The organism is Microcystis aeruginosa FD4 (assembly GCF_009792235.1).
GTDB classification, from domain to species: domain Bacteria; phylum Cyanobacteriota; class Cyanobacteriia; order Cyanobacteriales; family Microcystaceae; genus Microcystis; species Microcystis viridis.
This window is the reverse complement of sequence record NZ_CP046973.1, coordinates 1,077,848-1,104,081: the sequence shown is the minus strand read 5'-3', so window position 1 is coordinate 1,104,081 and position 26,234 is coordinate 1,077,848. Positions and strand designations below refer to the sequence as shown.

At 42.1% G+C, this 26,234-nt stretch carries 27 protein-coding genes and 2 pseudogenes; 17 read left to right on the top strand and 12 right to left on the bottom strand.

All coding sequences use genetic code 11. The features are described from left to right. Positions 1 to 28: 28 nt before the first annotated feature. From GQR42_RS05620 to GQR42_RS05610, 3 genes and pseudogenes are all read right to left on the bottom strand, one after another. Entirely contained in the window at positions 29 to 355 is a 327-nt protein-coding gene (locus tag GQR42_RS05620) for a type II toxin-antitoxin system RelE/ParE family toxin (protein WP_158199225.1), read from the bottom strand. Positions 356 to 1,343: 988 nt separating this feature from the next. Next, positions 1,344 to 1,727, bottom strand: a pseudogene (locus GQR42_RS05615) (photosystem II q(b) protein); the annotation flags it as partial. 177 nt (positions 1,728 to 1,904) lie between these two features. Next, the gene (locus tag GQR42_RS05610; protein ID WP_233271281.1) at positions 1,905 to 3,134 is read right to left on the bottom strand and encodes an RNA-guided endonuclease InsQ/TnpB family protein; all 1,230 of its coding nucleotides are present in this window, start codon (positions 3,132 to 3,134) and stop codon (positions 1,905 to 1,907) included. A gap of 671 nt (positions 3,135 to 3,805) precedes the next feature. Here GQR42_RS05610 and GQR42_RS05605 point away from each other — a divergent pair. After that, positions 3,806 to 4,957 carry a SpoIID/LytB domain-containing protein gene (locus tag GQR42_RS05605; RefSeq protein ID WP_158199224.1) on the top strand — a complete coding sequence of 384 codons (1,152 nt, stop codon included), beginning with the start codon at positions 3,806 to 3,808 and terminating at the stop codon, positions 4,955 to 4,957. 211 nt (positions 4,958 to 5,168) lie between these two features. After that, on the top strand, positions 5,169 to 6,119 hold the full coding sequence (locus GQR42_RS05600; protein WP_158199223.1) for an NAD-dependent epimerase/dehydratase family protein: 951 nt from the start codon (positions 5,169 to 5,171) through the stop codon (positions 6,117 to 6,119). Between the two features lie 81 nt (positions 6,120 to 6,200). Here the strand turns inward: GQR42_RS05600 and GQR42_RS05595 are convergent, their stop codons facing one another. Together GQR42_RS05595 and GQR42_RS29415 are read right to left on the bottom strand one after the other, a co-directional pair. Beyond that, complete coding sequence (locus GQR42_RS05595) at positions 6,201 to 7,142, bottom strand: DUF1517 domain-containing protein (RefSeq protein ID WP_158199222.1); 942 nt, start codon at positions 7,140 to 7,142, stop codon at positions 6,201 to 6,203. A 102-nt stretch (positions 7,143 to 7,244) separates the two neighbouring features. Continuing rightward, positions 7,245 to 7,376 carry a hypothetical protein gene (locus GQR42_RS29415; protein WP_257792618.1) on the bottom strand — a complete coding sequence of 44 codons (132 nt, stop codon included), beginning with the start codon at positions 7,374 to 7,376 and terminating at the stop codon, positions 7,245 to 7,247. 26 nt (positions 7,377 to 7,402) lie between these two features. Here GQR42_RS29415 and GQR42_RS05590 point away from each other — a divergent pair, with 26 nt between their 5' ends. After that, positions 7,403 to 8,662: a phosphopantothenoylcysteine decarboxylase domain-containing protein gene (locus tag GQR42_RS05590; protein WP_158199221.1), complete on the top strand. Its 1,260-nt coding sequence runs from the start codon at positions 7,403 to 7,405 to the stop codon at positions 8,660 to 8,662. 43 nt (positions 8,663 to 8,705) lie between these two features. Continuing rightward, the gene (locus GQR42_RS05585; protein WP_002790976.1) at positions 8,706 to 9,005 is read left to right on the top strand and encodes a 2Fe-2S iron-sulfur cluster-binding protein; all 300 of its coding nucleotides are present in this window, start codon (positions 8,706 to 8,708) and stop codon (positions 9,003 to 9,005) included. Between the two features lie 486 nt (positions 9,006 to 9,491). Here GQR42_RS05585 and psbQ read toward each other — a convergent pair whose 3' ends face one another. Beyond that, positions 9,492 to 9,932, bottom strand: a complete 441-nt coding sequence (psbQ, locus tag GQR42_RS05580; RefSeq protein WP_158199220.1) for a photosystem II protein PsbQ — start codon at positions 9,930 to 9,932, stop codon at positions 9,492 to 9,494. A 229-nt stretch (positions 9,933 to 10,161) separates the two neighbouring features. Here psbQ and GQR42_RS05575 point away from each other — a divergent pair. After that, a pseudogene (locus tag GQR42_RS05575) lies at positions 10,162 to 10,319 on the top strand (IS4/Tn5 family transposase DNA-binding protein); the annotation flags it as partial. Between the two features lie 335 nt (positions 10,320 to 10,654). On the opposite strand, the gene GQR42_RS05570 reads toward GQR42_RS05575, so the two are convergent. Together GQR42_RS05570 and GQR42_RS05565 are read right to left on the bottom strand one after the other, a co-directional pair. Next, positions 10,655 to 11,080 (bottom strand): type II toxin-antitoxin system VapC family toxin, encoded by a 426-nt coding sequence (locus tag GQR42_RS05570; RefSeq protein ID WP_158199219.1) that lies wholly within the window; start codon positions 11,078 to 11,080, stop codon positions 10,655 to 10,657. 13 nt (positions 11,081 to 11,093) lie between these two features. After that, positions 11,094 to 11,453, bottom strand: a complete 360-nt coding sequence (locus GQR42_RS05565) for a hypothetical protein (protein ID WP_002763370.1) — start codon at positions 11,451 to 11,453, stop codon at positions 11,094 to 11,096. A gap of 150 nt (positions 11,454 to 11,603) precedes the next feature. On the opposite strand from GQR42_RS05565, the gene GQR42_RS05560 reads away from it, so the two are divergent. The 4 genes from GQR42_RS05560 (at position 11,604) to GQR42_RS05545 (ending at position 14,525) form a co-directional block, all read left to right on the top strand. After that, a complete protein-coding gene (locus GQR42_RS05560; RefSeq protein WP_233271280.1) occupies positions 11,604 to 12,563 on the top strand; it encodes a nuclease-related domain-containing protein in 960 nt (319 codons plus the stop codon). Positions 12,564 to 12,989: 426 nt separating this feature from the next. Next, positions 12,990 to 13,244 carry a DUF4160 domain-containing protein gene (locus tag GQR42_RS05555; RefSeq protein ID WP_158199218.1) on the top strand — a complete coding sequence of 85 codons (255 nt, stop codon included), beginning with the start codon at positions 12,990 to 12,992 and terminating at the stop codon, positions 13,242 to 13,244. Next, positions 13,222 to 13,518, top strand: coding sequence for a DUF2442 domain-containing protein (locus tag GQR42_RS05550; RefSeq protein ID WP_233271279.1), 297 nt, complete (start codon positions 13,222 to 13,224; stop codon positions 13,516 to 13,518). The genes GQR42_RS05555 and GQR42_RS05550 overlap by 23 nt, the downstream gene beginning before the upstream one ends. 23 nt (positions 13,519 to 13,541) lie before the next feature. Continuing rightward, positions 13,542 to 14,525: a hypothetical protein gene (locus GQR42_RS05545; RefSeq protein WP_158199217.1), complete on the top strand. Its 984-nt coding sequence runs from the start codon at positions 13,542 to 13,544 to the stop codon at positions 14,523 to 14,525. Between the two features lie 472 nt (positions 14,526 to 14,997). On the opposite strand, the gene GQR42_RS05540 is transcribed toward GQR42_RS05545, so the two are convergent. After that, positions 14,998 to 16,155, bottom strand: a complete 1,158-nt coding sequence (locus GQR42_RS05540) for an FAD-dependent oxidoreductase (protein ID WP_158199216.1) — start codon at positions 16,153 to 16,155, stop codon at positions 14,998 to 15,000. A gap of 219 nt (positions 16,156 to 16,374) precedes the next feature. Between GQR42_RS05540 and phaA the strand changes: the two genes are divergently transcribed. The 5 genes from phaA to phaE all read left to right on the top strand — a co-directional run bounded on the left by phaA (position 16,375) and on the right by phaE (position 19,815). Further along, on the top strand, positions 16,375 to 17,565 hold the full coding sequence (phaA, locus tag GQR42_RS05535) for an acetyl-CoA acetyltransferase PhaA (protein WP_158199215.1): 1,191 nt from the start codon (positions 16,375 to 16,377) through the stop codon (positions 17,563 to 17,565). A gap of 12 nt (positions 17,566 to 17,577) precedes the next feature. After that, positions 17,578 to 18,294 carry an acetoacetyl-CoA reductase PhaB gene (gene phaB / locus GQR42_RS05530; protein WP_158199214.1) on the top strand — a complete coding sequence of 239 codons (717 nt, stop codon included), beginning with the start codon at positions 17,578 to 17,580 and terminating at the stop codon, positions 18,292 to 18,294. 55 nt (positions 18,295 to 18,349) lie between these two features. Then, positions 18,350 to 18,544 carry a BrnT family toxin gene (locus GQR42_RS05525; RefSeq protein ID WP_158199213.1) on the top strand — a complete coding sequence of 65 codons (195 nt, stop codon included), beginning with the start codon at positions 18,350 to 18,352 and terminating at the stop codon, positions 18,542 to 18,544. Beyond that, on the top strand, positions 18,528 to 18,740 hold the full coding sequence (locus GQR42_RS05520; RefSeq protein WP_002784823.1) for a hypothetical protein: 213 nt from the start codon (positions 18,528 to 18,530) through the stop codon (positions 18,738 to 18,740). Before GQR42_RS05525 ends, GQR42_RS05520 begins: the two co-directional genes overlap by 17 nt. A gap of 79 nt (positions 18,741 to 18,819) precedes the next feature. Beyond that, positions 18,820 to 19,815, top strand: a complete 996-nt coding sequence (gene phaE / locus GQR42_RS05515; RefSeq protein ID WP_158199212.1) for a class III poly(R)-hydroxyalkanoic acid synthase subunit PhaE — start codon at positions 18,820 to 18,822, stop codon at positions 19,813 to 19,815. 73 nt (positions 19,816 to 19,888) lie between these two features. Here the strand turns inward: phaE and GQR42_RS05510 are convergent, their stop codons facing one another. Then, positions 19,889 to 20,026 (bottom strand): hypothetical protein, encoded by a 138-nt coding sequence (locus GQR42_RS05510; protein WP_158199211.1) that lies wholly within the window; start codon positions 20,024 to 20,026, stop codon positions 19,889 to 19,891. Between the two features lie 21 nt (positions 20,027 to 20,047). Between GQR42_RS05510 and GQR42_RS05505 the strand changes: the two genes are divergently transcribed. The 3 genes from GQR42_RS05505 to GQR42_RS05495 all read left to right on the top strand — a co-directional run bounded on the left by GQR42_RS05505 (position 20,048) and on the right by GQR42_RS05495 (position 24,220). Then, positions 20,048 to 21,142, top strand: coding sequence for a class III poly(R)-hydroxyalkanoic acid synthase subunit PhaC (locus GQR42_RS05505; protein ID WP_158199210.1), 1,095 nt, complete (start codon positions 20,048 to 20,050; stop codon positions 21,140 to 21,142). 249 nt (positions 21,143 to 21,391) lie between these two features. Continuing rightward, positions 21,392 to 22,609, top strand: a complete 1,218-nt coding sequence (gene chlP, locus GQR42_RS05500) for a geranylgeranyl reductase (protein WP_158199209.1) — start codon at positions 21,392 to 21,394, stop codon at positions 22,607 to 22,609. Positions 22,610 to 23,083: 474 nt separating this feature from the next. Next, positions 23,084 to 24,220 (top strand): three-Cys-motif partner protein TcmP, encoded by a 1,137-nt coding sequence (locus GQR42_RS05495; protein WP_158199208.1) that lies wholly within the window; start codon positions 23,084 to 23,086, stop codon positions 24,218 to 24,220. Here GQR42_RS05495 and GQR42_RS05490 read toward each other — a convergent pair. Continuing rightward, a complete protein-coding gene (locus tag GQR42_RS05490; RefSeq protein WP_158199207.1) occupies positions 24,210 to 24,986 on the bottom strand; it encodes a DUF5131 family protein in 777 nt (258 codons plus the stop codon). The two genes, GQR42_RS05495 and GQR42_RS05490, sit on opposite strands and share 11 nt — an antisense overlap. Before the next feature lie 256 nt (positions 24,987 to 25,242). Next, positions 25,243 to 26,184: a hypothetical protein gene (locus tag GQR42_RS05485; RefSeq protein WP_158199206.1), complete on the bottom strand. Its 942-nt coding sequence runs from the start codon at positions 26,182 to 26,184 to the stop codon at positions 25,243 to 25,245. Positions 26,185 to 26,234 lie beyond the last annotated feature (50 nt).

Here is a 26,234-nt window from a genome sequence, read left to right as displayed (position 1 = left end):
ACATTCTGGCATATATTTGGTAAATGCGCTAGTATTTAACGGTAAAGCCGTCGTAGAACGACGGGGTTTCAGACCCAAATTTTCGATGAGTACCAATGTCAAGTAAAATGATAACTTCCTCCTGGGTGTCTGGCTCAATTTCTATAGAAAAAATAATCCGGCAATCAAAACCACAAGAACAAGCTTTAAGTCCCGATAATTCCCCTTTTAATGAATGAGTTCCCAAGTTCAAAAAATAAATATCTTCCCTCATTTGTGCCAATGTCTTCTCAATGGCTTTCTGTCGTTGAGGATTTCTGAGAACAAACTTACGGAAAGTCCGCTTAAATTTAGGCGTTAAAACCAGTTCTCTCATAATATCTATTCTAAAGTTTCTCTCAATTCTCTCAGAATAATTTCTAGGGGTTGAGGTTTCAATTCTCCTTGATGAAAAGCATTAATTGACTCCCTAGCATCTCTGGCAATTTCTTGACGACGAATATCAGTAAAACTTCAAATAACACAACACCAAACAAAACATAATAACAAAATACAATAATCACAACCTACAAAACCTTAACAAAACACCATAACAACAACACCCAACCACACACCCCAACACAAAAACCCCCAACCCTCACCCAACTCTTTCTATCCCAATCTTACATTCCATTCAATACCCAATCAATTTTATCACTCTAGCGTGAACTTTCCTCCATTACACCATCTCAAATACAACTTTGAATTACATATCAATACCTACTATCAAACATCCCCAACCAGCAACCATCTCTAAAACCCACAACTTCATAACTCAACCACTACCAATCTCAACTCTACACTACAGTTATAAAATTAAAACTTTTATTATAAACTCATTGATCACCACCCATATCCGTCACCCATATACCTCAAACCTCCAATCAAACTAATACTATCTATTCCGTCAATATAATAACTCATCTAAAATTGCATAAAAAACACTACCTAATACACCCTATATCTTCACTAAAATTAATTAAACAACCACTATCCTACATTAAACCTACTAAAAAATTTATAAACTAAAACCTATTAAACCCGCAACACTAATAATATACCAATTTCCCCTATCAAATCACATACCAATTAACCTCCTAACACACCATCAACATCACAATTTAATTTTTTCCACCTTCATAAAATACATCAATTACCACTCCAACACCACTAATACTAACCCTTATAAACTAACTTCTACCATCATATATTTACCCATATTCTCATTGTAAATCAACATCCAACCTCATACTCTCTTCACATTTTCTTATAATTCACCCTACCACTACTCCTACCAAAACTTAATTACATTACCCCCTGTACGGACCGAGGTAGCAGAAGACACCTAGTAAGAAGTGGAAAATGACTAACTGGTAGGGACCACCGTTGTATAACCACTCATCTAAGGAAGCTGCTTCCCAGATGGGGTAGAAGTGGAGTCCAATCGCGTTGGAGGAGGGAACAACTGCACCGGAGATGATGTTGTTTCCGTAGAGTAGGGAACCAGCTACAGGCTCGCGAATACCGTCGATATCTACGGGAGGAGCGGCGATAAAGGCGATGATGAAGCAGGTGGTGGCGGTGAGCAGGGTGGGGATCATGATCACACCGAACCAACCGATGTATAAGCGGTTGTTGGTGCTGGTGATCCACTGACAGAACTGCTCCCACAGGGAGGCGCTTTCGCGCTGTTGTAGAGTGGTGGTCATTGGTTGATGATTCCTATTAAGTTATCGAGGTACGATTGATGATGTCTCTATCTTAGAGATTTTGTAACGGTTTGTAAAGGGGTTTGACAAAAGTATTACTTGTCGGAATGATAAGGTGGGCTTATGTTCAGTTAGTTGGTCGAAGCGATCGATTTGCCGACATTGACACTCCCATCGCTAAAAGCGAGGGATTCTTGGTTCACTGAGTTTCCTTAATCTGGCAGGACGTATCCAACATTCACCAGAGGGAATCTCTCCCCAAGCGTGAGTTCCAGTATGCCCTACCGTACTTAGTCCCTTTTTGAGAATATTGATAGCGGCGTTAATATCTCTATCTTCTACATAGCCACAATCGGGACAAACATGGGTTCTAGTAGATAGAGATTTAGGGACTTTTTGACCACAATTAGAGCAATTTTGACTGGTGTTATGGGGAGCTACTGCTACTGTAGCCTTACCATATTTAAAACCAAAATACTCTAACCATTGTCGAAAAGTTGACCAAGCCACATCACTAATAGATTTAGCTAGTTTTGAGTTTTTTACCATGCCTTTAACATTTAAATCGACCTGAGCGATGAAATCGTTAGATTTAATTACGCGCAATGCCTCTTTTGAGCCAAAGCCTTTACGTTGCCTACTTACTCTTAAATGTTTTTTAGCATATCTCTTTCTCGCTTTTTGGTAGTTGTTTGATTGGGGTTGTCCTCGACGGAACTTCTTAGACTTTTTCCGATTGAGACGATTTAAGGTTTTCTCAGCTTTACGATAGTATTGCGGTATTTCTACCGTTTCTCCATCGCTGTTAGCATAGAATACTTTTAGCCCCATATCTAATCCCACACACTTCTTAGATGGTTCAAGGGGTTTTGCATATTCCCGAACATCTAAATTCAGGCAGAATTGAATATAGTAGCCGTCGGCGCGTCTGACAATCCTTACCCGTTTAATTTGGTCTAAGGGGTAGAAATTCAGGTCTCTAGTTCCTTTCAGTTTAACTGTTCCGATATTTTTTCCGTCACTGAAAGTAATTTTCTTTCTGTCGTCAGATAGTTTCCAGCCAGAGTGTTTATATTCTACAGAACGATTATTCTTCTGAAACTTAGGATAACCTTTCTGGCCCTTCACACCTTTTTTACAATTGTCATAGAAACGAGAAATAGCAGACCATGCCCGTTCTGCCGATGCTTGTCTAGCTGTAGAATTTAGTTCATTAGCGAACTCAAACTCTTTAGCTAAAACTGCACAGTATTTATTGAGAGAATATTTATTTATTTTATCTTCTCTTTTCGCGTCCATCCAAAGTCTTAAAGCTTTGTTTCTGATGAACTGAACTGTCCGAATAGCATCGTCAATGGCAGTACATTGACTTGGTTTTAATACTGCTTTCATTTCTAAGACAATCATTGTTTATCGACCTCAAACAACTATATTTATACTAACCCACAAAGCCTAGATTGTCAATTGAGTCGTGCTTCGCTGTTTGCTTTTGGTCGGGGTTTCATCCCGTCGGTAAAACCGAGGGTCTTCACCCCGACATTTTTAGATAAACTCATGAAGCACCTTTTCCTTTGAGCGAGAGAATGCGATCTGGCGTAGCGAGCGCTTTGCGTTCGCTCTACTTGGTGTTGTTTTTGGCCCGTTCGAGCTTGCCTGCGATTGCGTCCAGCCTTGCTTTGATTCTGGTCATCCATTGGTTAAACTCGGCCGACTGCCGGTCGATATCTTCTTTCCGTACCCTTATATCTTCGGTTGTTTTTTCGTGGACTTCTAACCGGATATAGCGGTATTCGCTTGAGTGAGATACAGACCATCGTCTTGCCTAGACTGACTTATAGCTTGTTGCAGTATACCTCATTCGACTGCATACCGCTATAGAATAATCGACTAACCCGAATAAATCCCGATTAATCGGACAAAATAAGGCAATTTGCCGATTCAGGGGCCAGAGGAGAGAAAAATTGTCAGACAATCGGGAAAAAGTGGCAGCGGAAAAATTTTTCCGAACTGGAGTAGCAAAAAAATCCCAGTCCGGTTAAAATTGATTATCGATCGATTGTGTGAGGAGTCCGATCCCCATGACCAATAAACACACAGCAAGGCTGCTGGGCAGTTGCCTGCTGCGCCTTCCTGCCTATAGTTGGCTCGTCCTAGTTTTTTGGGCTTTGATTATCGCTCCAGTCCAGGCTGCTGTCGAATTACGCATTGCCATCAGTAAAGGTGTTAGTGCCGTCTCCGTGGGCAGTTCCACCGATGCTGTGGTAAAAGATGGGGCCGGCAGAGTCTTAGGAGAATTGACCGCCATGAATGCCCTCAATGCTAATCCCAGAGGAAAAGCGGTGGGTTTGGCCGATTGGCAGGCCAGTCAATTGCTCATCGAACCGGAGAATGATGGTTACGTCTGGATTAACGATCGCTGGTATCGAGGACGGATACGGATCATTCGGCAAGGTTCTGGGGTGACAGCCGTAAATTTAGTCGATTTAGAGGAATATCTCTATAGTGTCGTCGGTGCGGAAGCGATTCCCTCCTGGCCGCAAGAGGCCTTAAAAGCCCAATCCGTGGCGGCGCGTACCTATGCTCTCTACCAAATGAATACTTCCGGCAATCGCATCTACGATCTCGATACCACCACCCGCACCCAAGTTTATAAGGGTCTGGAAAGCGAGTTTACTAGCACCCACGAGGCCGTTGATGGCACCGCCGGACAAATTATGATCTTCAACGGCAAACCGATTCTAGCGGTGTTTCACTCCTCCTCTGGGGGTCATACAGAAAATGTCGAAGATGTTTGGAATTCCCCCTTACCCTACCTGCGCGGTGTCGTCGATTACGATCAGGTCGCACCGGTATTTCAATGGTCAAAAAACTTTAGTGCCAGTGAATTAGGCCGTTTAATCGGTGGTGTCGGTCGCGTGCGATCGCTATCTCCCGAAAGGATCACTCCCCACGGACGAGTGATTACAATGCGTGTAGTGGGCGCTCAAGGCTCTAAATTAATCTCTGATACCCAATTACGGCGAATACTGGAGCTGCGTAGTACCCTATTCACGATTTCAGCTAATAACGGTACTTTTGCCATCAATGGTCGCGGTTTCGGTCATGGGATCGGTTTAAGTCAATGGGGCGCTTTTTCCCTCGCCGATCAAGGGGTGACTTATGATCGCATTCTCAGCCATTATTATCAAAATGCCAGTTTAACTGAGATGTCGCCAGAAGTCCCTCGCTAAAAGGGATGGGATCAACTGCGACGGAATCAGCAGCATCTGGTAGGTTTTTTATCTGATCGGCAAAATTGGATAAAACCAGTAAAATTCCTATATTTTCAAGAAATCTATCGATTTTAACCCCTAAAAGCTAACAACTGACGGCGGACATTGATTGCGGCAAAAAGCGCAAAAATGATTACAATCGAGACAAAATATCAACGACTAGGATTAAATGGCTACTCATATTGTTACTGGTGTCGCAGGTTTTATCGGTTCTAACTTGGCCCAAAAGCTTTTAGAACAAGGAGATCAGGTGATCGGTATCGATCAATTTAACGATTATTACGACCCCAGTTTAAAGCGCAAAAATGCCCATATTCTAGCAAAATATCGCGAATTTAAGTTAATTGAAGCGGATATACAAGCCCTCGACTGGCGACAACTGTTGCAAGGAGTAGAAGTATTATTCCATCAGGCGGCCCAAGCAGGAGTCAGAGCAAGCTGGGGTGATGGATTTCGTCAATATACCGAAAGGAATATAAATGCCACTCAAATTATTCTTGAGGCCGCTAAGGAAACCCCTTCTTTACAAAGGATGGTTTTTGCTTCCACTTCCTCGGTGTATGGCAATGCGGAAACGATGCCGACTCCCGAAACCCTTTGTCCCCAACCAGTTTCACCCTACGGCATCACCAAATTAGCGGCAGAAAGACTCTGTTGGCTATATCACCAGAATTTTAACGTTCCCGTCACTGCCTTGCGTTATTTCACCGTTTATGGACCGCGGCAACGTCCCGATATGGCTTTCCATAAGTTTTTGCAAGCAGCGATCGCAGGTAAAGCTATCGGCATCTACGGAGATGGCAAACAAACCCGCGATTTTACCTTTATTAGCGATGCTGTAGCCGCTAATTTAGCCGCTGCCCTAGTGCCGGAAGCGGTGGGGGAGGTGTTTAATATTGGTGGGGGTAGTCGCGTGGTATTGTTGGATGTCTTGGATACCATGGAAAAAGTCATCGGTAAACCGATTTTGCGATCGCATCAAGGATTGGCCCGAGGAGATGCCCGTCACACCGCCGCCGATGTCACCAAAGCCCGTACAATCTTAGGTTATAATCCCCAAGTCTCCCTAGCCGAAGGATTAGCCCAAGAATGGCAGTGGATTCAGGAATTATATTGTTAATGGGAGCAATTCTTTAATAATCAAAAAATCTCCCTTTGAAGGGGAGATTTTGGTCGCTATCTAGGGTTATCCACCGAAAAATTACACTAATTTCAGATCGGGATAATTAGCGAGAATGTCATCTTGACTGAGAATATCACCCTCGGCTTGGGGAGTCCAGATCACTTCTACCGCCAAAAGTCGATCGCCTCCCATACTACCAATTTGTTGCAGGGCCTGTTTCAAGTCTTGGGAATCATTAATTTTGGCTAGGGAAAATTTACCAACAATGCCGGCTAAAATAGTCACCAAAATATAGCCTTCCGGTGCGGTTTTAGCTAATTCTCCAGCCGATTCGGGTAAAATATTTTCTCTAGAACCTTGACGCAGTTGGTTATTGTAATTAGTTAAGGTTTCCGCCGTTAATTTACCGCGTTCGTTGAGGGACCACTGATTAAACTTCGCTTCTGCACTGCTGAGGCTGGTTTGTTGGCAATCGACGTTACCATAAACCCAGTATTCCGGATGACGTAACAGGGCGAGGGCCGATTCTTGTAAGACTTCGACGCGTCCCTCGGAGGTGCTAGTATCCACAGTTAGGGCGATTTGATTTAATTCTTGTTGCAGATAACGGGCATTAGCCAACAAACCCACCTGTACTTTAGCCACGGAGACGGTTTCATATCCCGGTTCAACAGCCATACCGTTTTCGTCACTACCTCCACCATTACGGAAAGCATTAACGAGGAAATTGGCAATAGCAAAAAAGATTAACAGAGAAATTAAGCCACCGCCACCACCACCCCAAAAGAAGGGTAAGAGGAAAGGAAAACCAATACCTCCACCGTAACCCGGGGAACTGTAACCACCACCTCTAGAAGGACTAATACTGCGACTAGGGGCGCGAAAACTACCGCCCCCCATTCTACCCCCCGATGCCGCTAAAGCATTGGGAATACTGCCTAAAATCAACGTTGTCACTAATCCTAGAACTAATAACGGCTTGGCAAGCGATCGAACTTTAGTTAAAATTTTGTCAATCATAAGAACACCGAAGCAACCCTTTATTTACTAGGATAACCAGTTTCTCCCTCAGGGATAGACAAATCTTGAATAGGGATAACCGAATCAGTTATCAGTGATCAGTTAGAAGGTGTTGGGTATTGAGATTTTAGGGTTTTGGGGTTTTGGGGTTTTTAGTTGAATTCCCCCATTTCCCCATTCCCCCATTCCCCCATTCCCCCATTCCCCCATTTCCCCATTCCCCCATTCCCCCATTCCCCCATTTCCCCACCCCCAAATTTATGACTTGGAATTTCTCCCCTCCGACGGATTCGCCATTAAGCGATCGCGAAGTACCCTTAGAAAGTCATCATCTCTGGGGTAAACGGATTGCTTTACTGGTAACGGGAGGGATTGCGGCCATGAAAGCGCCACTAATTGCCCGATCTTTGCGGAAATTCGGGGCTACAGTCGTGGCTTTTGTCTCGGAAGAAGCTTTAAGATACGTCACTAAGGAAGCTTTGGAATGGAGTACGGTTAATCCCGTAATTAGTCAATTAACGGCAAAAGCAGAACATTTAAGCGATCAATCTCCCTTTGATCTTTATTTAGTCGCCCCCGCTACCTATAACACGATTAATAAGTTTCGTTACGGAATCGCTGACGGAGTGATCACTTCATGCTTGGCCTCGGCCTTGGGACGACAGGAAAAGGGAAAAACTAAAATTCTGCTTGTCCCCACCATGCACGGCAGTTTACATAATGCTATTCTGAGCGAATCTTTGCAAACTCTCGATCGCTTGGGAGTCCAGATTATGCCACCCCGGGATGATTACGGTAAGCACAATCTCCCCGGGGAAAAAGAGATTACCGTGGCAGCCTGTGGGATTCTCAGTAATTCTGTGCTGAAAAATCTGCCGATTTTAGTCACCGGTGGACCCACCCCCGTGATTATCGATAATATCCGTCGTTTAACTAATCGTTTTACTGGACAATTAGGGGTCGCTATTGCAGAAGAGTTATACCTGCGTGGGGCCAAGGTGCAGTTAATCCACGGACGGGGCAGCTATACACCCCCCGCTTATTTACCCCACGAAATTATCGAAACTTATGACGAGTATCTAGGGAAGGTGATGGGAGAATTAGGGAGTAAAGATTATAAGTTTGGGATTTTCTCGGCGGCAGTGGCAGATTATCGCTTAGAAAGCCCTTTTTCTGCTAAGATTCCCAGTGGAGGGCAGTTAAATCTTAATTTTGTGCCGACGGAAAAAGTGATTGACAAGGTGAGAGAAAAATTTCCCGATTTAGAGATGGTGACTTTCAAGTATCAGGAGGGAGTCAGTCAGGAAGAGTTACTGGAAATCGCTCGTAAACGCCTAGAAAAGGGCTATCAGGCCGTCATTGCTAATCGGGGTGAGGAAAAGGGCGATCACGGGGAACAGGTGGCTTATTTGGTCACAAAAGCGGCATTGAGGAAATTTATCGGCAAAAAAGCGATCGCTATTGGCATCGCCGAATATTTAGAAGAGCGAGCCAAAAATGTTACAATCAAAAAAATTTAATATTTTTTAATATTAATTTGCAAAAATTTAGGGTAAGACAGTCATGGGTAACATCAACTTCGTCAAAGAGAATAAGATCGTGGTAGCGGCAGATGGAGCGAATTTACGAGAGAAAGCAATCCAGAATGGCGTTGATATCTACACTTTTGGCGGTAAATTGATGAATTGTGGCGGTTACGGTCAGTGTGGTACTTGTATAGTGGCAATTGTCGAGGGTATGGAAAATCTCTCGGCTAAAACCGACTTTGAGCAGCGCTGTCTGAAGAAAAAACCCGAAAATTATCGTTTAGCCTGTCAAACCATGGTCAATGGCCCTATTAGCGTCCAAACTAAACCAAAATAGCATTTATCAGGAGACAGGAGACTCCGAGACAGGAGATTATTTTTATTTATTCTTCCCACTTCATAATCCATAATTCCCACTCCCTTCTCCCCGCTGCCTGTTCCCTAAAACCAGAGACTTCGTACCTCACTATTAAGATAAGTGCGATCACTGTGTTTTTGAGTATATTTTTCCTGTCCCTACTCCTCAATAAACCCGAACCTGAAGAAAAATTTACCCGTACCCCCTACCCCAAAAGAAAAATTTTTTTCTGGAAGGTTTTTCGGCATCAGGGTTTAATGATTTGAGTGCCAGCTTGATCATTTTAACCAATATCATCCTTGCCCTTGCGGAGGGTTAAATTTTGCTGCTATAAATAAAAAAAAGTTTTTGTGTGCTTCTCTCTGACAAAAATCTCTAGGCAAAAAGCCGGAGATTTTTTTAAAAGCTGATCACTGATAACTGATCACTGATAACTGATCACTGATAACTGATCACTAATACAAACTAACTAGGAACAATATTTAAGAAAGCATCGAAGTCTTTTAATGCTTCTTGGAATTGATTAGCAGCGAGACTAGCATCTTTTTCTTTGGCTGCCGCATCGATACGTTCAAAGTGAACGAAAAGATTTTTCGCTAACTGCTTGGCTTTTTCTTGGTCTTTGGGCAGTAAATTACGGGATAATCCTACCATTTCCTGACGCAATTGCCCCAAAGGACCGTGGATATAGGTGCGAGTATCTACCCAATTTTTGTCAGCGATGAGGTCTTGCAAAACGCTCATTTTTTGGCGAAACTCTGCGATAGGTTGGATGTAAACCTGTAACTGTTCGATTTTTTGCGGACTATAGACGGTGGGGATAGTTGCTTGCGGACCGCTGCAGCTAACCAGCAGGGTAGTAACTAGGACTAAAACTAGGGAAATAATCGAGCGAAGACGTGGCATTGGTTTATATGTACTATTTAACAAACTATTGACGTTTTCTCCCGATAACCAGTCAAGCTATCGGGACGATTTTTACTTTATCAGAATTTTGGGTTTAAAATCTCGCTCCTTTTCGGGTATCCATTGGTCACATCTTTCAATAACAAAAAGAGAAGAAACTTAAAAAAGGCGGAAACGATTGAGAGGTATAGTTTTGAAAGAAGGAGTGTATTGAGATGTCAGGAAAAAAATGGAGAAATGGGCAGCCCAAGAATTACAGTATGCAGAACTAGGGGACACCAGAAGAAATAAAAGATTAACAGTATTGTGGAAAACTTGGCCAGGCAACCAGGGACGAGTGTTACCTTGACGTTTGGATTTATCATGATCAGTAGAACTCTTCTTGATGGTATGGTGAGAACCATAACTAGGACAAGGGAATAGAGTCGGACTAGAAGGATGATTTTGTTCTGTGAGCGACTGGTGCTTGAATAAGCTTTTCACGAGCCACAAAAAGATATTTATCAGAAAAGTTATCATTAAGTTAGAGGTTTTAAGGCTGATTCGGATAAATTATTTTTATTAATAAGTATTATACACACTTCATACAGGGCAAGCAATATGGCTTACCACCACTGTGGAATCACGACCCCATTTTGGAGTAATAGTATTTATGAGAGTTTAAGAGAGAATTTAGAACAGTTTAAGGGTAAAATTAGGGAAATAAAAGGGTAAAACTGGCTTTAGCTCCCCGTCCAATCTACTATTGATAATCTGGGTACTAAACTGAAATCTCTTTGATTACGAGTAACGACTGTAGCATTAAGTGATAATGCAATAGCAGCTATTCGCAGATCTTTTTGTAGGCGATTTTTTCGCAGAGGCGGATTCTCTTTAAGTAATTGTTTGAGAAGATTATCTGCTTGGTTTGTAAAGTCTAGAATCTCAATTGTTTGCAGATATTTGACGGTTATTGAAAGTTTTGAGTAGAGTTGGGGCAGATTATTGATAGCCCAAGGATCGTTAATTTTACCCATCCAACCGTTGAAAAGTTCCTGAACAGTAATTATTGTAACGGAAATGGAATGACGGGACGCATTAGCAATAACTTGGGGATGATTGCGAAGAATTAGGGAAATATGGTCAGTATCGAGAATATATTGAGACACAAATCTTTATCCTCTACAGATAATATGAGGGATCTACTTCACTGTCATCATCTAAAGTACGTTCTGCTTGAAGTGTATCCATGATTTCTTGAAAATCTGCGTCATTTTCAAAGATACCTGCAAATTCTCGCCAATTGGGTGAGGGGTTATCTAGGGGTGTTGTCCATGATATCGTTTCAATTTGGCTAATTTGTTCGATAAAGGTTGTTTGTAGTTGGGAAATGGCTTCTTCTTTGGTGGGTGCTTGGACTCGAAAATGAGGCAATTCAGCGATAGATACAGCATATTGACCATTTTTAAGGGTTTCTATCAGTATTTTTACCTTTAGATTAGCTGATGGTTGGGAGGGCGGGATATTGAGATTGATGACCATAGCATTTTGTTGATTTATCGCTTTACTTCCTTATTTTATTGGAAGTCAAGATAAGTATGAGGCATTTTTGGGTAAGTTAGGGTTTAGAGAGTTGCGTTGCCGAAGGCACACTGTGTGATCGCTCGTTTTTAATTATGGGTAATATCAATTATGGCTAAAATGTTTCCCCCAGATGCGCCTTCTAATCCTGATTTACGGGGAGAATCAGAAGTATATCATTTACTATCTCAACTTGACGATGATTTTTACATTTTTCAAGACAGATACTGGATTTTTAAGAATAAAGATGGAGCTAGAACTGAAAGAGAAACGGATTTCTTGTTAGTTCATCCCCAGAAAGGTCTATTGATTATTGAAGTCAAGGGAGGAACTCGATTTTCTTACGACGGGGAACATGATCAGTGGAAATCGGGAGATAATATTTCTTATCAAAATCCCTACAAAAAACAATTAGCTAACTCAAAAAAATTGCCGTTATTTCTAAGAGGTAAACTACCTAGTTTGAAAAATCGTTGGATACCTTGTGGATATGCAATTTGTTTTCCTCATATTGATATTTTAGAGGGAAATTTAGCTCTCTTTATGGAAAGAGACGTTACTTTATTTAGAGATGATCTGAAAAATCTAGGTGAGAAAATCAACGAAATATATAGTCATTATAGTAATAATAGTCATCAACCTCTTGGCAAAAAGATAGTAGAAGAAATTAAAACGTTAATTACCCCTAAATCAGAATTTAGAAAATCCCTAAGTGCAGAACTAGAAGATGAGGGACAAACTATAATTAAGCTGACTAAAGAGCAACAAGAAATTTTAGATGGTTTTTATAAAGTTAAAACTCCAATCCTTATTGATGGACCTGCGGGAACAGGAAAAACTCAACTCGCAATCTCACAAGCTATTTTAGATATTCAATTTGATAGATTGGTTTTATTCATTACTAATTCTCAGGATTCAAAAGATTATATCTATAAGGAAATTTCGCTTAATAAAGTAAAAAAGCCTGTCAGACAGTTTCAGGAAGTCAGCACAGATTATTACATAACTGATGAATACTTAATTAGGGTTTGCGGCAAAAAGTTTTTCCTGGGGGCGGGGTGTAGGGTGTAGGGTGTAGGGTTTTACCGATTTTCAGGTGGTCAATTACCTATTTTTCAGGGAAAAAGTGCCTGAATTTTCCCCCCGATCACTCCAAGGTCAGGCACTTTTTGATGTCAAAAAAGTCCAAAAGTGTTATCCGACAAGGTTTTTAGATTTATTCAGCAAACCCTAATTATGTTTGATCTTTGGTCAAGAATAGACCTCGACCTAATATTATCTCAAGAGCAAAAGTCTTTCTAGTTAAGGAATCTACCCGAATAAAAATTATTTTAATTGCCTCATATTTTTTCAGTGAAATTGAATTAGCAACGATAGATATACATTTCAGCTATCGAACTATTTAGTGAGTACACAAACTAAAAGCAAGCTGTGACTGGATTATAATTTTTGGAGATGTCTAATAGATAAAGTCAAGATTGGGGGCAATCTGTACCTATGCCGACGGCCTTACGGACTGGTCCTTACCGCTTCTACTTCTATTCCTATGATTGCCATGAACCACGACATATACACGCAGATCGAGAGAACCGAAGCGCCAAATTCTGGCTAGATCCCGATGTCACACTGGCAACAAATCACGGTTATAATCGCAGAGAGTTGCGTGACATTGAGCGTATAATCCGTGAACATCTGGAGGTATTGAGACATGAATGGGATGATTTCTGCGGTGGTGACACTGGCCCAGCCTAAAATAGTTAGTGTCACGGTGACAGATGATACCCTGTCTGTTGACCTCGAAGACGGTCGTACCATTGCTGTCCCGATTGGTTGGTATCCGCGTCTGGCTCATGGTAGTCCGGCTGAGCGTGTTAATGTTCAAATTAGCGGTGGAGGTTATGGTATGTATTGGCCAGAACTCGATGAGGATATCGGTATTGAAGGATTGTTGCTTGGCAAACAATCTACAGAAAGTGCTACTTCGTTCAAACGCTGGTTACAGCGGCGTAAAGCCAAGCAATATTAATTCGTTCAAACGAGGACAAGCAGATGACAATTCTACAAGCATGGCTTCAAAATTTGCAAGCACGGTTTCAAAATCGGAACAATCAGAATGCGTTACCTCATGCAGGTGTATCACTTGAAGATCTGAGAAAATTGAATCCTGAACAAGCCAAGATAATATTAGAATATGAAAAACTTAAAGAGGATAATCATTGGTTAAAAACTTTTTTAACTGTTGTTGCAGGTGCATTAATCCCTTTAATTAGTCTGGGGTTAGTAGCTCGTGACAAACAACAAGAGATTGCTCAACAAAATACAGTGATTGCTCAAAAAAACCGAGAGATTGCTCAAAAAGATGCAGAGATTCAGGATCTGAAAGAACAAGCGCACAAAAATAGACTAAAGGATATTTATGGAATATTTTTAACCAACAGAAATGTAATCTACTCTACAAACCCAAGCGAATGCGAAAATTTCGCGCGTATCACGGATGCTGTTTATCATGGCAGTAAAGATTTGGGTCCTATCTTTAACCGACTAGCTGATAATGTCAATGCAACAAAATGTAAATCCATCTTATGGCAATTTTCAGAACAACAACCCCATTTATATGAGCCACCATCTCCTGAAGACAAACAACAAGCACAAGAACAAGCGACGAGTATATCAAAGCTTAAATCTGATAAAGTAACAATCCAAATAGAACACTTGATTCAAAAATTTACTACGTCTGAGCGAAAAACTGCAAGTTTGACTTTAAGTGAGTTAGCCAATAAGGATCCAGAAGCAAAACCCCTAGTGGTGAAGGCTTTGATCGGCGGCATAGTTGGTGACAATGACAATAAAGAGAACCCATATCTTAAAAACTTGTATATTGCTTACACCTTAGGGAAGATTAAGGATTGGAGTTCACCCCAATATCAAAAGGTTTGCAATTTAAAAACATCAAAAAATTACAATGATCCAACATTTAAAATGCGGGTAAATAACGCTATTAATAAATTAGATAAGTCCCAACATTGTCCTTAAATAAACCCTGTAGGTTGGGTTGACGCAAGGAAACCAAACCTATGCTATGCTTATTCGTTCTCTAACTTTACTTTAGATCTTGTAGGGTGCGTTAAGGGAATGTAACGCACCTTTTTAGGCGTTGTCAGATCAGAATATGAAAGATGCAATGCAATCCTTGCTATCAAAGTAATTTCAGTTCCGGTGCTGATTCGGATCATCTTTCAATTTGACAACGCACCTTTTTAAGAAATTTGAGTAGCAAGTCTCGACGCTCAACTACAATTAGAATTATAGTCATTTCAATTAAGATTGAGAATATTAATCCCAGAGTTCCTAAGGGTTTTGTCGGTCTAGACTGTATCAGACTTATCTGAAATGACTATATGAGATATTTATTAGACACAGATTATCTAAGCATTCTTCTGGTAAAGATGGATGCTCGAATCGAAGCGATTGCACTGTCCTGTGGAGTGATTTTATTAACTCGTAATCATCGAGATTTTGGTAAAGTATCGTAGAGCGTATCAAATTGTCTCATAAAAGCTCGATCGATCCGATCTTTCCATAACCATAATAACGGTGATTGCCATCCAAAACCGCCCCAAGATGCGATCGCTTTTTGGTCTCCTGTACCGATTAAACTCAGATAATTTTTCTGGGGAAAATAGGGTGTTAAGGGCCGATTTTGCAGAATTCTTTGTAAATTATCGTATAAAGGTTTTCCTTGTCGGACGGCAAAAACTCCCGCTTTCGGACGGGGATAATCTGGAATCGTGGCAATATCTCCCACGGCAAAAATATGGGGATGGGAAAGAGATTGCAGATAATTATTCACTAAAATAAAACCTTTTTCATCTGTCAGTAATCCCGACTCTTTAATCCAACTAGGGGCCGAGGCAGCTGTTACCCAAATTGTATAATCTATGGGTAAAACTAACCCCGATGAACAGATAACTTGATCTGGTCTTACCTCTATTACATTCGTTGATAAATATAATCTAATTCCCCTTTGTTTAAAAATCTTCTCTAAACGTTGACCGACCCAATTATTATGGGCTGGTAGTAGTTTTTTTCCTCGATGAATTAGAGATAAATTCAAATTACTGCTAGAGTTGATAATTTTAGCCAAACGGGACTGCATATTTAAAGCTAATTCTACCCCGCCCGCGCCACCACCCACAATGACGATATTGAGAGGATTATTAGGGTTACTAACCGCTTTTTTCAGGATTTCTTGCCATCCTTCCCGAAAAATCGGCACTGGTTTGGCGGGAATAGCGTACTCTTTAGCACCGATAACATTATCTACTGCCGGGATGCTGCCGATATCGATCGAGAGATAATCAAAGGGAATTGGTGAAGAATTATTACAAATTACTTGACATTTTTCCGTATCTATGAAATTAGCTGTAGCTAAACAGAATTGCGCTTGAGAATACCTAGCTAGAGAAGGTAAATCGATATGAGTCTCAGCAAAATCATAAAAACCGGCGATGTGACCGGGTAACATTCCCGAATAGGGGGTATGGGTGACATCACTAATTAAAGTTAATTGAACGTTTTTGAGGGGTGATTGTCCCCAAAGACGAAGGGCGATCGCATGACTATGACCCCCACCGATAAAAACTAGGCGCTTGACTAAATCCATAAAAAAAGGGGATTGCTGCCAGAAAAGTTAAATTCTAATGAATATATCTTCTTACCCAGAAATTCTGTTGCAAAATCGAGAGTAGATAGACAAAAACTCAAGGCATCGAGGCCAGGAACTTTTAACCAATGACAGTAAATTGGGATTTTGCTTTTTTCGGACTCGATATTCTTAAGTAAATTCTATCTATTATCTTCGCTTCCCAATAGAGAGAAGTCTATGCAAGAAGTTTATATCGTGGCCGCTGTCCGGACTCCAATTGGTCGTTTTGGTGGGGGATTAATCGGATTATCCCCGGCCGATTTAGGGGCAACAGTGATGAAATCCGCCCTAGAAATCGCTAATTTGCCCCCAGAAGCCCTAGATTTGTACATTTTCGGCAATGTTTTGGGATCGGGTCATGGTCAGTTAATTCCCCGACAAGCGGCGATTAAAGCGGGAATTCCCGTAAGCGTGGACGGATATCGGGTGGATATGGTTTGTTCTTCGGGAATGATGGCCGTTAGTAACGCTGCCACCTCAATTCGCGCAGGAGAAGCGGATCTCGTCCTCGCCGGTGGCATCGAATCCATGTCCCAAACTGGCTTTTTTCTCTCCCATCGGGCCCGGTGGGGTTATAAATCCCTCATGGGTGCGCCGGAACAATTAACGGATCTATTAGTCCACGATGGCTTAACCGATGCTACCACGGGTGAGGGTATGGGTTCCCAAGTCGATCGCCTCTGTCTCGATCGCGGGGTTTCTCGGCAAGCATTAGACGAAATTGCCGCTTTATCCCACCAAAGAGCGGCCACAGCCACAGAAAAAGGCTGGTTTAAGGGCGAAATCGTGCCAATTGAGATCAAATCTAAGAAAGGTTCCACAATTATTGATCAAGATGAGGGTATTCGTCCCGATAGTACCCCAGAAGGGTTAGGAAAACTGCGGACGGCTTTTAATCCGTCGGGAGTTTTAACCGCGGGGAATAGTAGTCAGATTTCCGATGGGGCCGCCGCTATCCTTTTAGCCAGTCAAAAAGCTGTGGATCAGTACGGTTTAAAACCAATTGCCAAAATCCTTGGCGGTGCTGTGGGTGCTGGAAAAACCGAGCGCTTCCCAGAATTCTCCGTCCTAGCGGTGAAAAAATTACTGGCATCCCTAGATAAAACGCTCGAAGACTTCGATTTAGTGGAAAATAACGAAGCTTTTGCCTTAAATAATCTGCTTTTTGAGATGGATCTGGGGTTAGCGAGGGAAAAACAAAACGTTCACGGTGGTGCGATCGCATTAGGTCATCCCATCGGTGCTTCCGGAGCGCGGATTCTGGTGACGTTAATTAACGCTTTGCAAGTACAGGATAAAACCCTCGGTATGGCGGCCATCTGTCATGGGACCGGTGGCGGAACAGCGATCGCAATTGAAAGAGTTTAGGAGGAAAAAGCTATGGTATCTCTGGGACTAGAGGAGAAAGTTATCGTCGTCACCGGCGGAAATCGAGGCATTGGGGCGGCTATTGTCTCTCTTTTGATAGATTTGGGGGCCAAGGTGGCCTACACCGATTTAGCCACCGATAATCCCCAGGGTTTAGGCATCGTTGCCGACGTGACTAAGTTGGAATCGATGGCAGCGGCAGCTCAACAAATTGAAGCGGAATTGGGGCCAGTGTATGGCATCGTCGCTAACGCGGGGATTACCAGAGATAACTTTTTCCCTAAATTAACGCCGCTAGATTGGGATTTAGTGATTAATGTCAACTTAAAAGGGGTTAATCACACGATTAAGCCGTTTATTGAGGGAATGTACGAACGACAAGCGGGATCGATCGTTTGTATTAGTTCTATTTCCGGTGATCGCGGTAATGCCGGCCAAACTAATTACGCGGCCACAAAAGCGGCAGTTATCGGTTTAGTCAAATCCTTAGCGCGAGAAGCTGCCCGTTATAATATTCGCGCCAATGCGATTGCGCCGGGGTTTATTAACACGGAAATGACTTTAGCGATTCCCGAGAAAGTTCGCGATAAAATCACCGCCGAAATTCCCTGTCGTCGCTTCGGTGAACCCGCCGATATCGCCTGGGCAACTGCTTATTTACTCTCTCCTATTGCCAGCAGTTATGTCTCTGGAGAAGTCCTCAGAGTTAATGGGGCCCATCACACCTAATCAGTTATCAGTTATCAGTTATCAGTGGGTAAGTTATCAGTTATCTAATTCAAAGATGGAAAATGTGTTTGTTATTGTCCCTGCTAAGTTGCTTGATTCAGTGGGTGAGTTTCGTTTTCTGACGATAGGACAGTCAAAATTACAAAAGTTGTTAGTCATATCCCATACAGAAAGAGAAAATGAGATTCGCTTAATTAGCGCCCGTTTAGCTAGTAAACAGGAGAGAAAAAATTATGAATCAGGAGTCTGAAGAAACGGTTAATGACGAGATGCGGACTGAATATGACTTTTCTGGTGGTATTCGTGGCAAATATTATCAAGCTTATCGACAGGCTAGTAATGTGATCATTCTCGATCCCGATGTGGCGGAAATTTTTCAAGATTCAGCCTCAGTCAATGAAGCGTTAAGATTACTAGCAAAAATTGCCAAGTCTGGAAAAATATGACTTATCAGTTATCAGTTATCGGGTGTAGGGTGGGTTAGTAAACTAGCGAAATTAGAGTTAAAGGAAAAGGGCAAAAATAATGGATAAACCGACACAAGCTTGGAGTGAGATGGCCACCGATTACGTCAATCTTTGGACGGAAACTGGCGCAAAAATGTGGTCAAGTTGGTTTGATATGATGGGGGCGATACCGACTCCTATGGGCAATATTAAACCAGAATTGCAAGAGGCAACCCAGCGCTATTTTGATAATCGGGATTTATTGATCAAATTCCTAAAATTATCGATGGAAGCTTGGGAAAGTATCTTTCCGAAAATGCAAACAGGAGAAGACTGGCAAACAATTTTAGATAATTATACCCAACAGATGCGCGGTCAACTGAATAGTTTTACTGCCACCACTTCCCAAAGTAGTCAAGATGTCAGTCAACTATGGACAATTTACCTGCAACAATTGCAAAGTCTCAATCATTTATGGTTCGATCCTTTGGTGCTGTCAAATGACACAATAACCAAAGCTTGGTTAGGTAACACTTCTTCTTTAATCGAACTCAATAATATCTATTGGCAGAAGTTTTATGATGAAACTTTTGGCCAATGGTTGCAGATGCCTTTATTGGGATTGCCGCGAGAATTTAACCGCAAATTACTCGATAGTTTTGAAACTTGGCGCATTCTTTATCAAGCTAGTATTAACTATCAAATTGTGCTGGCTGATATTCAAGTTAAATCCTTTGAAGCTTTAACTAAAAAATTAGTTTTCCTAGCAGAAAAAGGTCAACCTGTCAAGGATTGGCGAGAATTTCAAGATGTGTGGAGTGTCGTCGCTGATGATATTTTTGAAAAGGCTTTTTGTCAACCAGAAAACCTAAAAGTAAGAGGAAAATTTATTAATTCCCTCAATGATTATCGCCTCAAACAGCAGGATTTAATGGAAATTTACCTGCGCTCAATGAATCTGCCTACCCGCAGCGAAGTCGATGAAATTCATCGGACTATCTATGAATTACGCAAAGAGGTAAAAAGTCTCAAAAAAACTTTAGGAGAAAAAAAAGAAATAGAAAGTAACAATTAGTTAATTGTGCTTGACAATCAGGTAAGCTATCAGGAGTCAGGATTCAGGATTCAGGAGATAGGGTTTTAGGGTTTTAGGGTTTTAGTTGAAATTCCCCCACCTCCCCACCTCCCCACCTCCCCACCTCCCCACCTCCCCACTTCCCCACTTCCCCACTTCCCCACTTCCCCACTTCCCCACTTCCCCACTTCCCCACTTCCCTATCACCCAACTTCCCTAGGAGAATTAAATTATGTGGCCATTTTTGACGCAAGTGAAACTGGAAGATTTTACCCAAGATTATCTAGAATTAACTCAGAAAAATCTCAAAGGTTTAGACAATCTCAAACGAGTTAAAGAAGAAGATATTCAGTGTGGAGTCTCGGAAAAAGAAGCAGTTTATCGGGAAGATAAAATCATTCTCTACCACTTTAAACCCGTGGTTGAAAAACCCTTCGAGATTCCCTTGCTGATGGTTTATGCTTTGGTCAATCGTCCCTACATGGTAGATTTACAGGAAGGGCGTTCTTTAGTGGCCAATCTGCTGAAATTAGGCTTAGATATCTACTTAATTGATTGGGGATATCCCACCAGAAGCGATCGCTGGTTAACCCTTGATGATTATATCAATGGTTATGTGGATAATTGCGTCGATTTTATTCGTCAAAGTCATCATCTCGACAAGATTAATCTGTTAGGAATTTGTCAGGGAGGAACCTTTAGTTTATGCTATAGTTCCCTCTATCCCGATAAGGTAAAAAATCTGGTGACAATGGTGACACCGGTGGACTTTTATCAAACCGAGACCCTCTTAAATATGCGCGGGGGGTGTTCCCTGGGTTCCGAAGCGTTAGACATCGATTTAATGGTAGATACTATGGGAAATATCCCGGGAGATTTTCTCAACTTAGAGTTTCTGGAATTGAAACCTTTGCAGTTAGGTTATCAGAAATACCTCGATTTTCCTGACATCATGGAAGACGAATCAAAATTAGTTAATTTTCTGCGTATGGAAAAATGGATTTTTGATAGTCCCGACCAAGCGGGAGAATCCTATCGACAGTTTCTCAAGGATTTCTATCAGCAAAATAAACTGATTAAAGGGGAAGTGATGTTAGGAGATAAACGGGTAGATTTACACAATCTGACCATGCCAATTCTCAATCTTTATGCGGATAAAGATCACCTTGTACCTCCCGCTTCTTCCCTCGCTTTAGGGAATTATATCGGTACTTCTGACTATACCGCTTGTGCTTTCCCGGTCGGACATATCGGAATGTATGTCAGTGGCAAAGTGCAACGGGATTTACCCCCCGCTATTAGCGATTGGTTGAAAGCAAGAGCTTAACAATCCTCGAAAATATCCCCTTTTCCCAGTTTGGGAGAGGGGTTTAGCACTTTTTTTCTCTATTGGTGTAACACAATACAACACATCGATCAAAAAACATCTACAGACAATAAAATAAACTTTTGTAACAGAGGATGTTAAGCACTGTTGCAAGATCGGGCAGAATCGGAGGATATCGTTTCTTTCGGCGAAAGCCCTGTGGTACACTGCAAAGCGTAGTCGCTCGTAAGTATGTAGGAGAAAACCTGAGTGTTAAGAGTCGCTGTTGTGGGTTCAGGGCCGGCCGGTTCTTCGGCGGCAGAAACATTAGCTAAAGCAGGCATTGAAACCTATTTATTTGAACGCAAATTAGATAATGCTAAACCCTGTGGTGGAGCGATTCCTCTCTGTATGGTGAGCGAATTTGACCTACCTCCTGAAATTATCGATCGCCGGGTGAGAAAAATGAAAATGATCTCCCCCTCTAACGTCGAAGTCGATATTAATCTCGATAATCAAGACGAATATATCGGAATGTGTCGTCGGGAAGTCCTCGACGGTTTTATGAGAGAACGCGCCCATAAATTAGGAGCGCATTTAATCAACGGAACCGTTTACGGTCTCGACATTCCCACCAATAGCACCGATCCCTATACCCTACACTACGCCGATCACTCCCACGGCAATTCTCAAGGGGAAATGAAATCTCTGAAGGTGGATGTGGTTATCGGTGCGGACGGTGCTAATTCTCGCATTGCTAAAGCTATTGATGCCGGGGATTACAACTATGCGATCGCTTTCCAAGAACGCATCCGTCTTCCCCAAGACAAAATGGCCTACTACGAAGATCTGGCCGAAATGTATGTAGGAAAAGACGTATCCCCCGACTTCTACGCTTGGGTATTCCCCAAATACGATCACGTCGCCGTCGGTACTGGCACAATGAAGGTCAATAAAGCCATGATTAAAGACCTACAAGCTGGTATTCGCGCTCGCGCGGCCCGTCGTCTGGAAGGGGGCGAAATCATCCGCGTGGAGGCTCACCCCATCCCTGAACATCCCCGTCCTCGCCGTGTAGTTGGTCGTGTAGCCCTCGTTGGTGATGCTGCGGGAACCGTTACTAAGTCTTCGGGAGAAGGCATCTATTTCGCCGCTAAATCGGCGCGGATGTGTGCGGAAACCATTGTCGAAGTCACCAACGGCGGCCAACGTATTCCCACAGAGGAGGAGTTAAAACTCTACCTGAAGCGTTGGGATAAGAAATACGGTATGACCTATCTGGTGTTAGATATCCTGCAACGGGTTTTCTACCGTACCGATGCCACCCGGGAAGCTTTTGTGGAAATGTGTTCCGATAAGGACGTACAGAAGATGACTTTTGACAGTTATCTCTATAAAACCGTTGTTCCCGCTAATCCTCTCGTACAGATGAAGATTACTGCTAAAACCATCGGTTCTCTCCTGCGCGGTAACGCTTTAGCTCCTTAAAATCAATTGATAACCAGAAAACCCAATCTCCCCATCGCGGTGGTTGGGTTTTCTTTTGGGTTGTCCCTTTCTGTCTTCTCTAATTCAAACAAAAATAAGGTGTGTTATACCATTTTTCAAAAGTAATGACAGAGATGGTTATGCCTGGTGCATCTCAATTTTGTCGAAATATCCAGATGACATTTTGGGCGCACGCGGTGCGCCCCTACCATTGGCGAAATAATATTATTGTAGGGGCGAATTGCCTTCGCCCTCTTTGAACAACTTCTGCTGCTCACCTTAAGTGAGAGAAAATCACCAATAGGATACCATTTTTCTTTATTCGCGTCACAACGAATGCAGGCTTGGCAAGCATTCGAGCGTGGATGTCTGTCATGGATTTAGAAATTTGGTATTACATTTGATTAACGCATCCGACGAGAGCGACTTGCCGCTACCTAGCGCAATTCCTCATCGTAACTATTGATATAGCTTATGACTGAAAATTCTTTCTTCAATGAGCAAAAAGAACAGTCCTTGATCAAAGCTAGGATTGTTGAGAAATATTTCTGGGCTTGGGCAAAAGTGATAATTTCAAAAGTTAAGAAGGGATCGTCTTCAAACCAGAAAATCGCTTATGTTGACCTTTTTGCTGGTGCCGGACGATATAAAGATGGCTCAAAATCAACCCCAGTAAAGGTTCTAGAAACTGCCATCGCAGATCCAGATATGCGAAATATGTTGGTATCGATCTTTAACGATGCCGATGTGGAAAATGTTAATTCTCTTCAACAAGCTATAGATTCAATTCCGGGCATAGAAAATTTAAAATACCCCCCTCAAATATTCAACCATGAGGTTGGAGAGAACATAGTTAAAACCTTCCAAAGCATGAAATTAGTTCCCACTTTACTTTTTGTTGATCCTTGGGGTTACAAGGGGATATCTCTTCAACTTGTTAATTCGGTCGTCAAAGATTGGGGTTGTGATTGCATCTTCTTCTTCAATTACAATCGCATCAACATGGCTTTAAGTAATGATGCAGTCAAAGAACACATCAATGCGCTATTCGGACAAGTGCGAGCAGATCAACTCCGCGAACGATTGAAAACACTTACTCCACAAGAGCGTGAGTTAACCGTTTTAGAAGCTATCTGTGAAGCCTTGAAAGAAATGGGGGGTAAATATGTTCTTCCATTTCGTTTCAGACATGAAATGGGAAATCGTACTAGCCATCACCTAATTTTTGTAAGCAAGAATCCTATAGGCTATAAAATTATGAAAGAGATAATGGCTAAAGAGAGTTCTGAGCAGACGCAGGGCGTGCCATCTTTTGAGTATAATCCTGCGACTCTCCAACAACCTTTACTCTTTGAGCTAACCCGTCCTCTTGATGAACTAGAATCTATGTTGTTGGATACATTTTCAGGAAAAAGCATGACAATGAAGGATATCTATAATCAGCATCATGTTGGGAAACCATATATTAGTAAAAACTATAAAACCGCCCTTAGCAATCTTGAAGCTCAGAACAAAATTGTTGCAGATCCACCAGCAAACAAACGTCCAAAGAAAAAGGGAGCAGTTACGTTTGCAGATTCAGTAAAGGTAACGTTTCCAACTAGGCAATAAGTTCTAGTTTCTTTGAATGTTTTGCTGATTTAAGTGGGACAGTTCCCCATTTTTGGATATGCTGATTCCAGGCATTAGGCATCTCGTCCCTGATTTTATCATCAAGTAATCTCCCCCCTGCTTTTGGTGTCCTTCCCCCAACTTGTTTGAAAAAAAATGCGACCCCTGAATTTTGACATTGATCGCGGATATCCCTTGCCCAGTCAAGTTTCATCGGGCGATGTTTTTGCCCAGATTCTCCGCCGACAATAACCCAATCAATGCCAGTTAAATTAAGTTCTAGTGGTCCTAAAAGTGGCTCGCATGAAATGAAGCGCACTGAAACAGGCACTGTCCGAAGAGATTCAATCCGATCTGTGTGGTTTTGGTTCTCGACAGATACACCTAGCCAAATGTTGTCGGGAAAATCTAATTTAGACGCTAAATCACCTAGACGTTGATGTCGCTTTGTTAGAATCTGATATATATGCCATGGTGTTGAATGAATAACGGAGAAAACTTGTCTGATAAAGTCGAGAGGCACATCATCATGAAAAAGATCACTCATTGAGTTGACGAAAACTCGACTGGGAGTGCGCCAACGTAAGGGTTCTTCCAATCTTTCTGGATGCAAAGTCAAGGTGAATCCATTGGGAAAGTTTTTGGGAAAACGCTGTGTAATAGCTTCGGCATAACAATGCAGACAACCAGTGCTAATTTTGTCGCACCCGGTTGTTGGATTCCACGTTTTATCAGTCCACTCAATACCAGTGTGTGTACTAGACATATTTCAACTCCACAAGCTATATCTATGACAGACGCTACCTGCCGATAATTAGCAATTTACTTGTACTATACCATTGTTTGACAAGTACAATTGTCGCTGCACTCACTTTCTACATTACGCAATCGTCAATGAGTTGCGGTGTACACAAAATATTACATCGTTTAACGAAAACAACAGGCGCTTACGAGGTTATAACTGGTGCTATGAAATCTAAGCAATGATCGCCTCACCTCAAATCTAGAGAACTAACGCTCTTTTAATACCATAATTCCGGAATCAGGTCATAATAACCAGCTTGCTGAGGTGGGTAAATACCCGCTTCGATTTTTTCGATAATAGTCGGCCAAGCTTGCCTAAAAGCGGCAGAGCGCTCGTTGGGGTGCAGAGTCCAACCCTTGGCATTGGTGAGAGTGGCGCGATAGTAGTTGCTTTGTTCTAGGGAGCGAGAAACCATAATTTCCCAAGAGTCGAGTTTTCCTTTACCGGTCAAAATATTGCCCCAAGCTTTTAAACCATCGGGTAAATGATCGAGAAAGGTATTTTTATAGGAGCGCCAGAGGGGGGTGATCGGTAAAAGGCGATCGTAGCGATGACAATTAAGTAGATAGGCACGACTACCAAAAAATTTAAATTGATAGAATCCGTCGGGATTTTTCGTGCAAGGATGGGGAGAATAAATCGTACCATCGGGCCGGGGTGGACCGGACAAAGGACGCACAAACATCATTTCTGGATGGGTTTCCATTAACTCGATCCCTTCGCGGATCCAACTGTAATCCGGTTCTTGGTAGAGCATCATGTCACTGTCATAATGAACCATATAATCACTGCGACATTGCTCGATTTTGAAGATCGAGCCGAAAATCGGATAACCTTTGTAGTTATGGGTGGAACGGAGGGGACTGCCGAAATGCTTTTGATAGATACGCTGACGATAGCCCGGATCGTAGTTAAAATCCACTAGGCGATCGATTATGCCATCTTTAACTAATTTTTCACCACAGGCTCTTAATTCCTCCATTGTACCCAGTCCGGGGCGATTAACCTTTTCCCCGCTTAAAGGGGCCGTGTCAATAGCGAGTACCTTTTCCTGGAAGGGAAACTGACTCATTTTGACTAGATGGGGAATAGTGTTCATCATAAACCAGACATCGGTTCGCGCCGTAAAAAACCAGAGCGAACAACTTGGCAATCCCATTTTGTATAAACCTCACTTTTGTTTGGGTCTTAAATGGGATACATTATAGG

Coding starts and splice junctions, on each gene's coding strand:
- GQR42_RS05620 (WP_158199225.1), bottom strand. CDS start 355: ATGAGAGAACTGGTTTTAACGCCTAAATTTAAGCGGACTTTCCGTAAG.
- GQR42_RS05610 (WP_233271281.1), bottom strand. CDS start 3,134: ATGATTGTCTTAGAAATGAAAGCAGTATTAAAACCAAGTCAATGTACT.
- GQR42_RS05605 (WP_158199224.1), top strand. CDS start 3,806: ATGACCAATAAACACACAGCAAGGCTGCTGGGCAGTTGCCTGCTGCGC.
- GQR42_RS05600 (WP_158199223.1), top strand. CDS start 5,169: ATGGCTACTCATATTGTTACTGGTGTCGCAGGTTTTATCGGTTCTAAC.
- GQR42_RS05595 (WP_158199222.1), bottom strand. CDS start 7,142: ATGATTGACAAAATTTTAACTAAAGTTCGATCGCTTGCCAAGCCGTTA.
- GQR42_RS29415 (WP_257792618.1), bottom strand. CDS start 7,376: ATGGGGGAATGGGGGAATGGGGAAATGGGGGAATGGGGGAATGGGGGA.
- GQR42_RS05590 (WP_158199221.1), top strand. CDS start 7,403: ATGACTTGGAATTTCTCCCCTCCGACGGATTCGCCATTAAGCGATCGC.
- GQR42_RS05585 (WP_002790976.1), top strand. CDS start 8,706: ATGGGTAACATCAACTTCGTCAAAGAGAATAAGATCGTGGTAGCGGCA.
- psbQ (WP_158199220.1), bottom strand. CDS start 9,932: ATGCCACGTCTTCGCTCGATTATTTCCCTAGTTTTAGTCCTAGTTACT.
- GQR42_RS05565 (WP_002763370.1), bottom strand. CDS start 11,453: ATGGTCATCAATCTCAATATCCCGCCCTCCCAACCATCAGCTAATCTA.
- GQR42_RS05560 (WP_233271280.1), top strand. CDS start 11,604: ATGGCTAAAATGTTTCCCCCAGATGCGCCTTCTAATCCTGATTTACGG.
- GQR42_RS05555 (WP_158199218.1), top strand. CDS start 12,990: ATGCCGACGGCCTTACGGACTGGTCCTTACCGCTTCTACTTCTATTCC.
- GQR42_RS05545 (WP_158199217.1), top strand. CDS start 13,542: ATGACAATTCTACAAGCATGGCTTCAAAATTTGCAAGCACGGTTTCAA.
- GQR42_RS05540 (WP_158199216.1), bottom strand. CDS start 16,155: ATGGATTTAGTCAAGCGCCTAGTTTTTATCGGTGGGGGTCATAGTCAT.
- phaA (WP_158199215.1), top strand. CDS start 16,375: ATGCAAGAAGTTTATATCGTGGCCGCTGTCCGGACTCCAATTGGTCGT.
- phaB (WP_158199214.1), top strand. CDS start 17,578: ATGGTATCTCTGGGACTAGAGGAGAAAGTTATCGTCGTCACCGGCGGA.
- GQR42_RS05525 (WP_158199213.1), top strand. CDS start 18,350: ATGGAAAATGTGTTTGTTATTGTCCCTGCTAAGTTGCTTGATTCAGTG.
- GQR42_RS05520 (WP_002784823.1), top strand. CDS start 18,528: ATGAATCAGGAGTCTGAAGAAACGGTTAATGACGAGATGCGGACTGAA.
- phaE (WP_158199212.1), top strand. CDS start 18,820: ATGGATAAACCGACACAAGCTTGGAGTGAGATGGCCACCGATTACGTC.
- GQR42_RS05505 (WP_158199210.1), top strand. CDS start 20,048: ATGTGGCCATTTTTGACGCAAGTGAAACTGGAAGATTTTACCCAAGAT.
- GQR42_RS05495 (WP_158199208.1), top strand. CDS start 23,084: ATGACTGAAAATTCTTTCTTCAATGAGCAAAAAGAACAGTCCTTGATC.
- GQR42_RS05490 (WP_158199207.1), bottom strand. CDS start 24,986: ATGTCTAGTACACACACTGGTATTGAGTGGACTGATAAAACGTGGAAT.
- GQR42_RS05485 (WP_158199206.1), bottom strand. CDS start 26,184: ATGGGATTGCCAAGTTGTTCGCTCTGGTTTTTTACGGCGCGAACCGAT.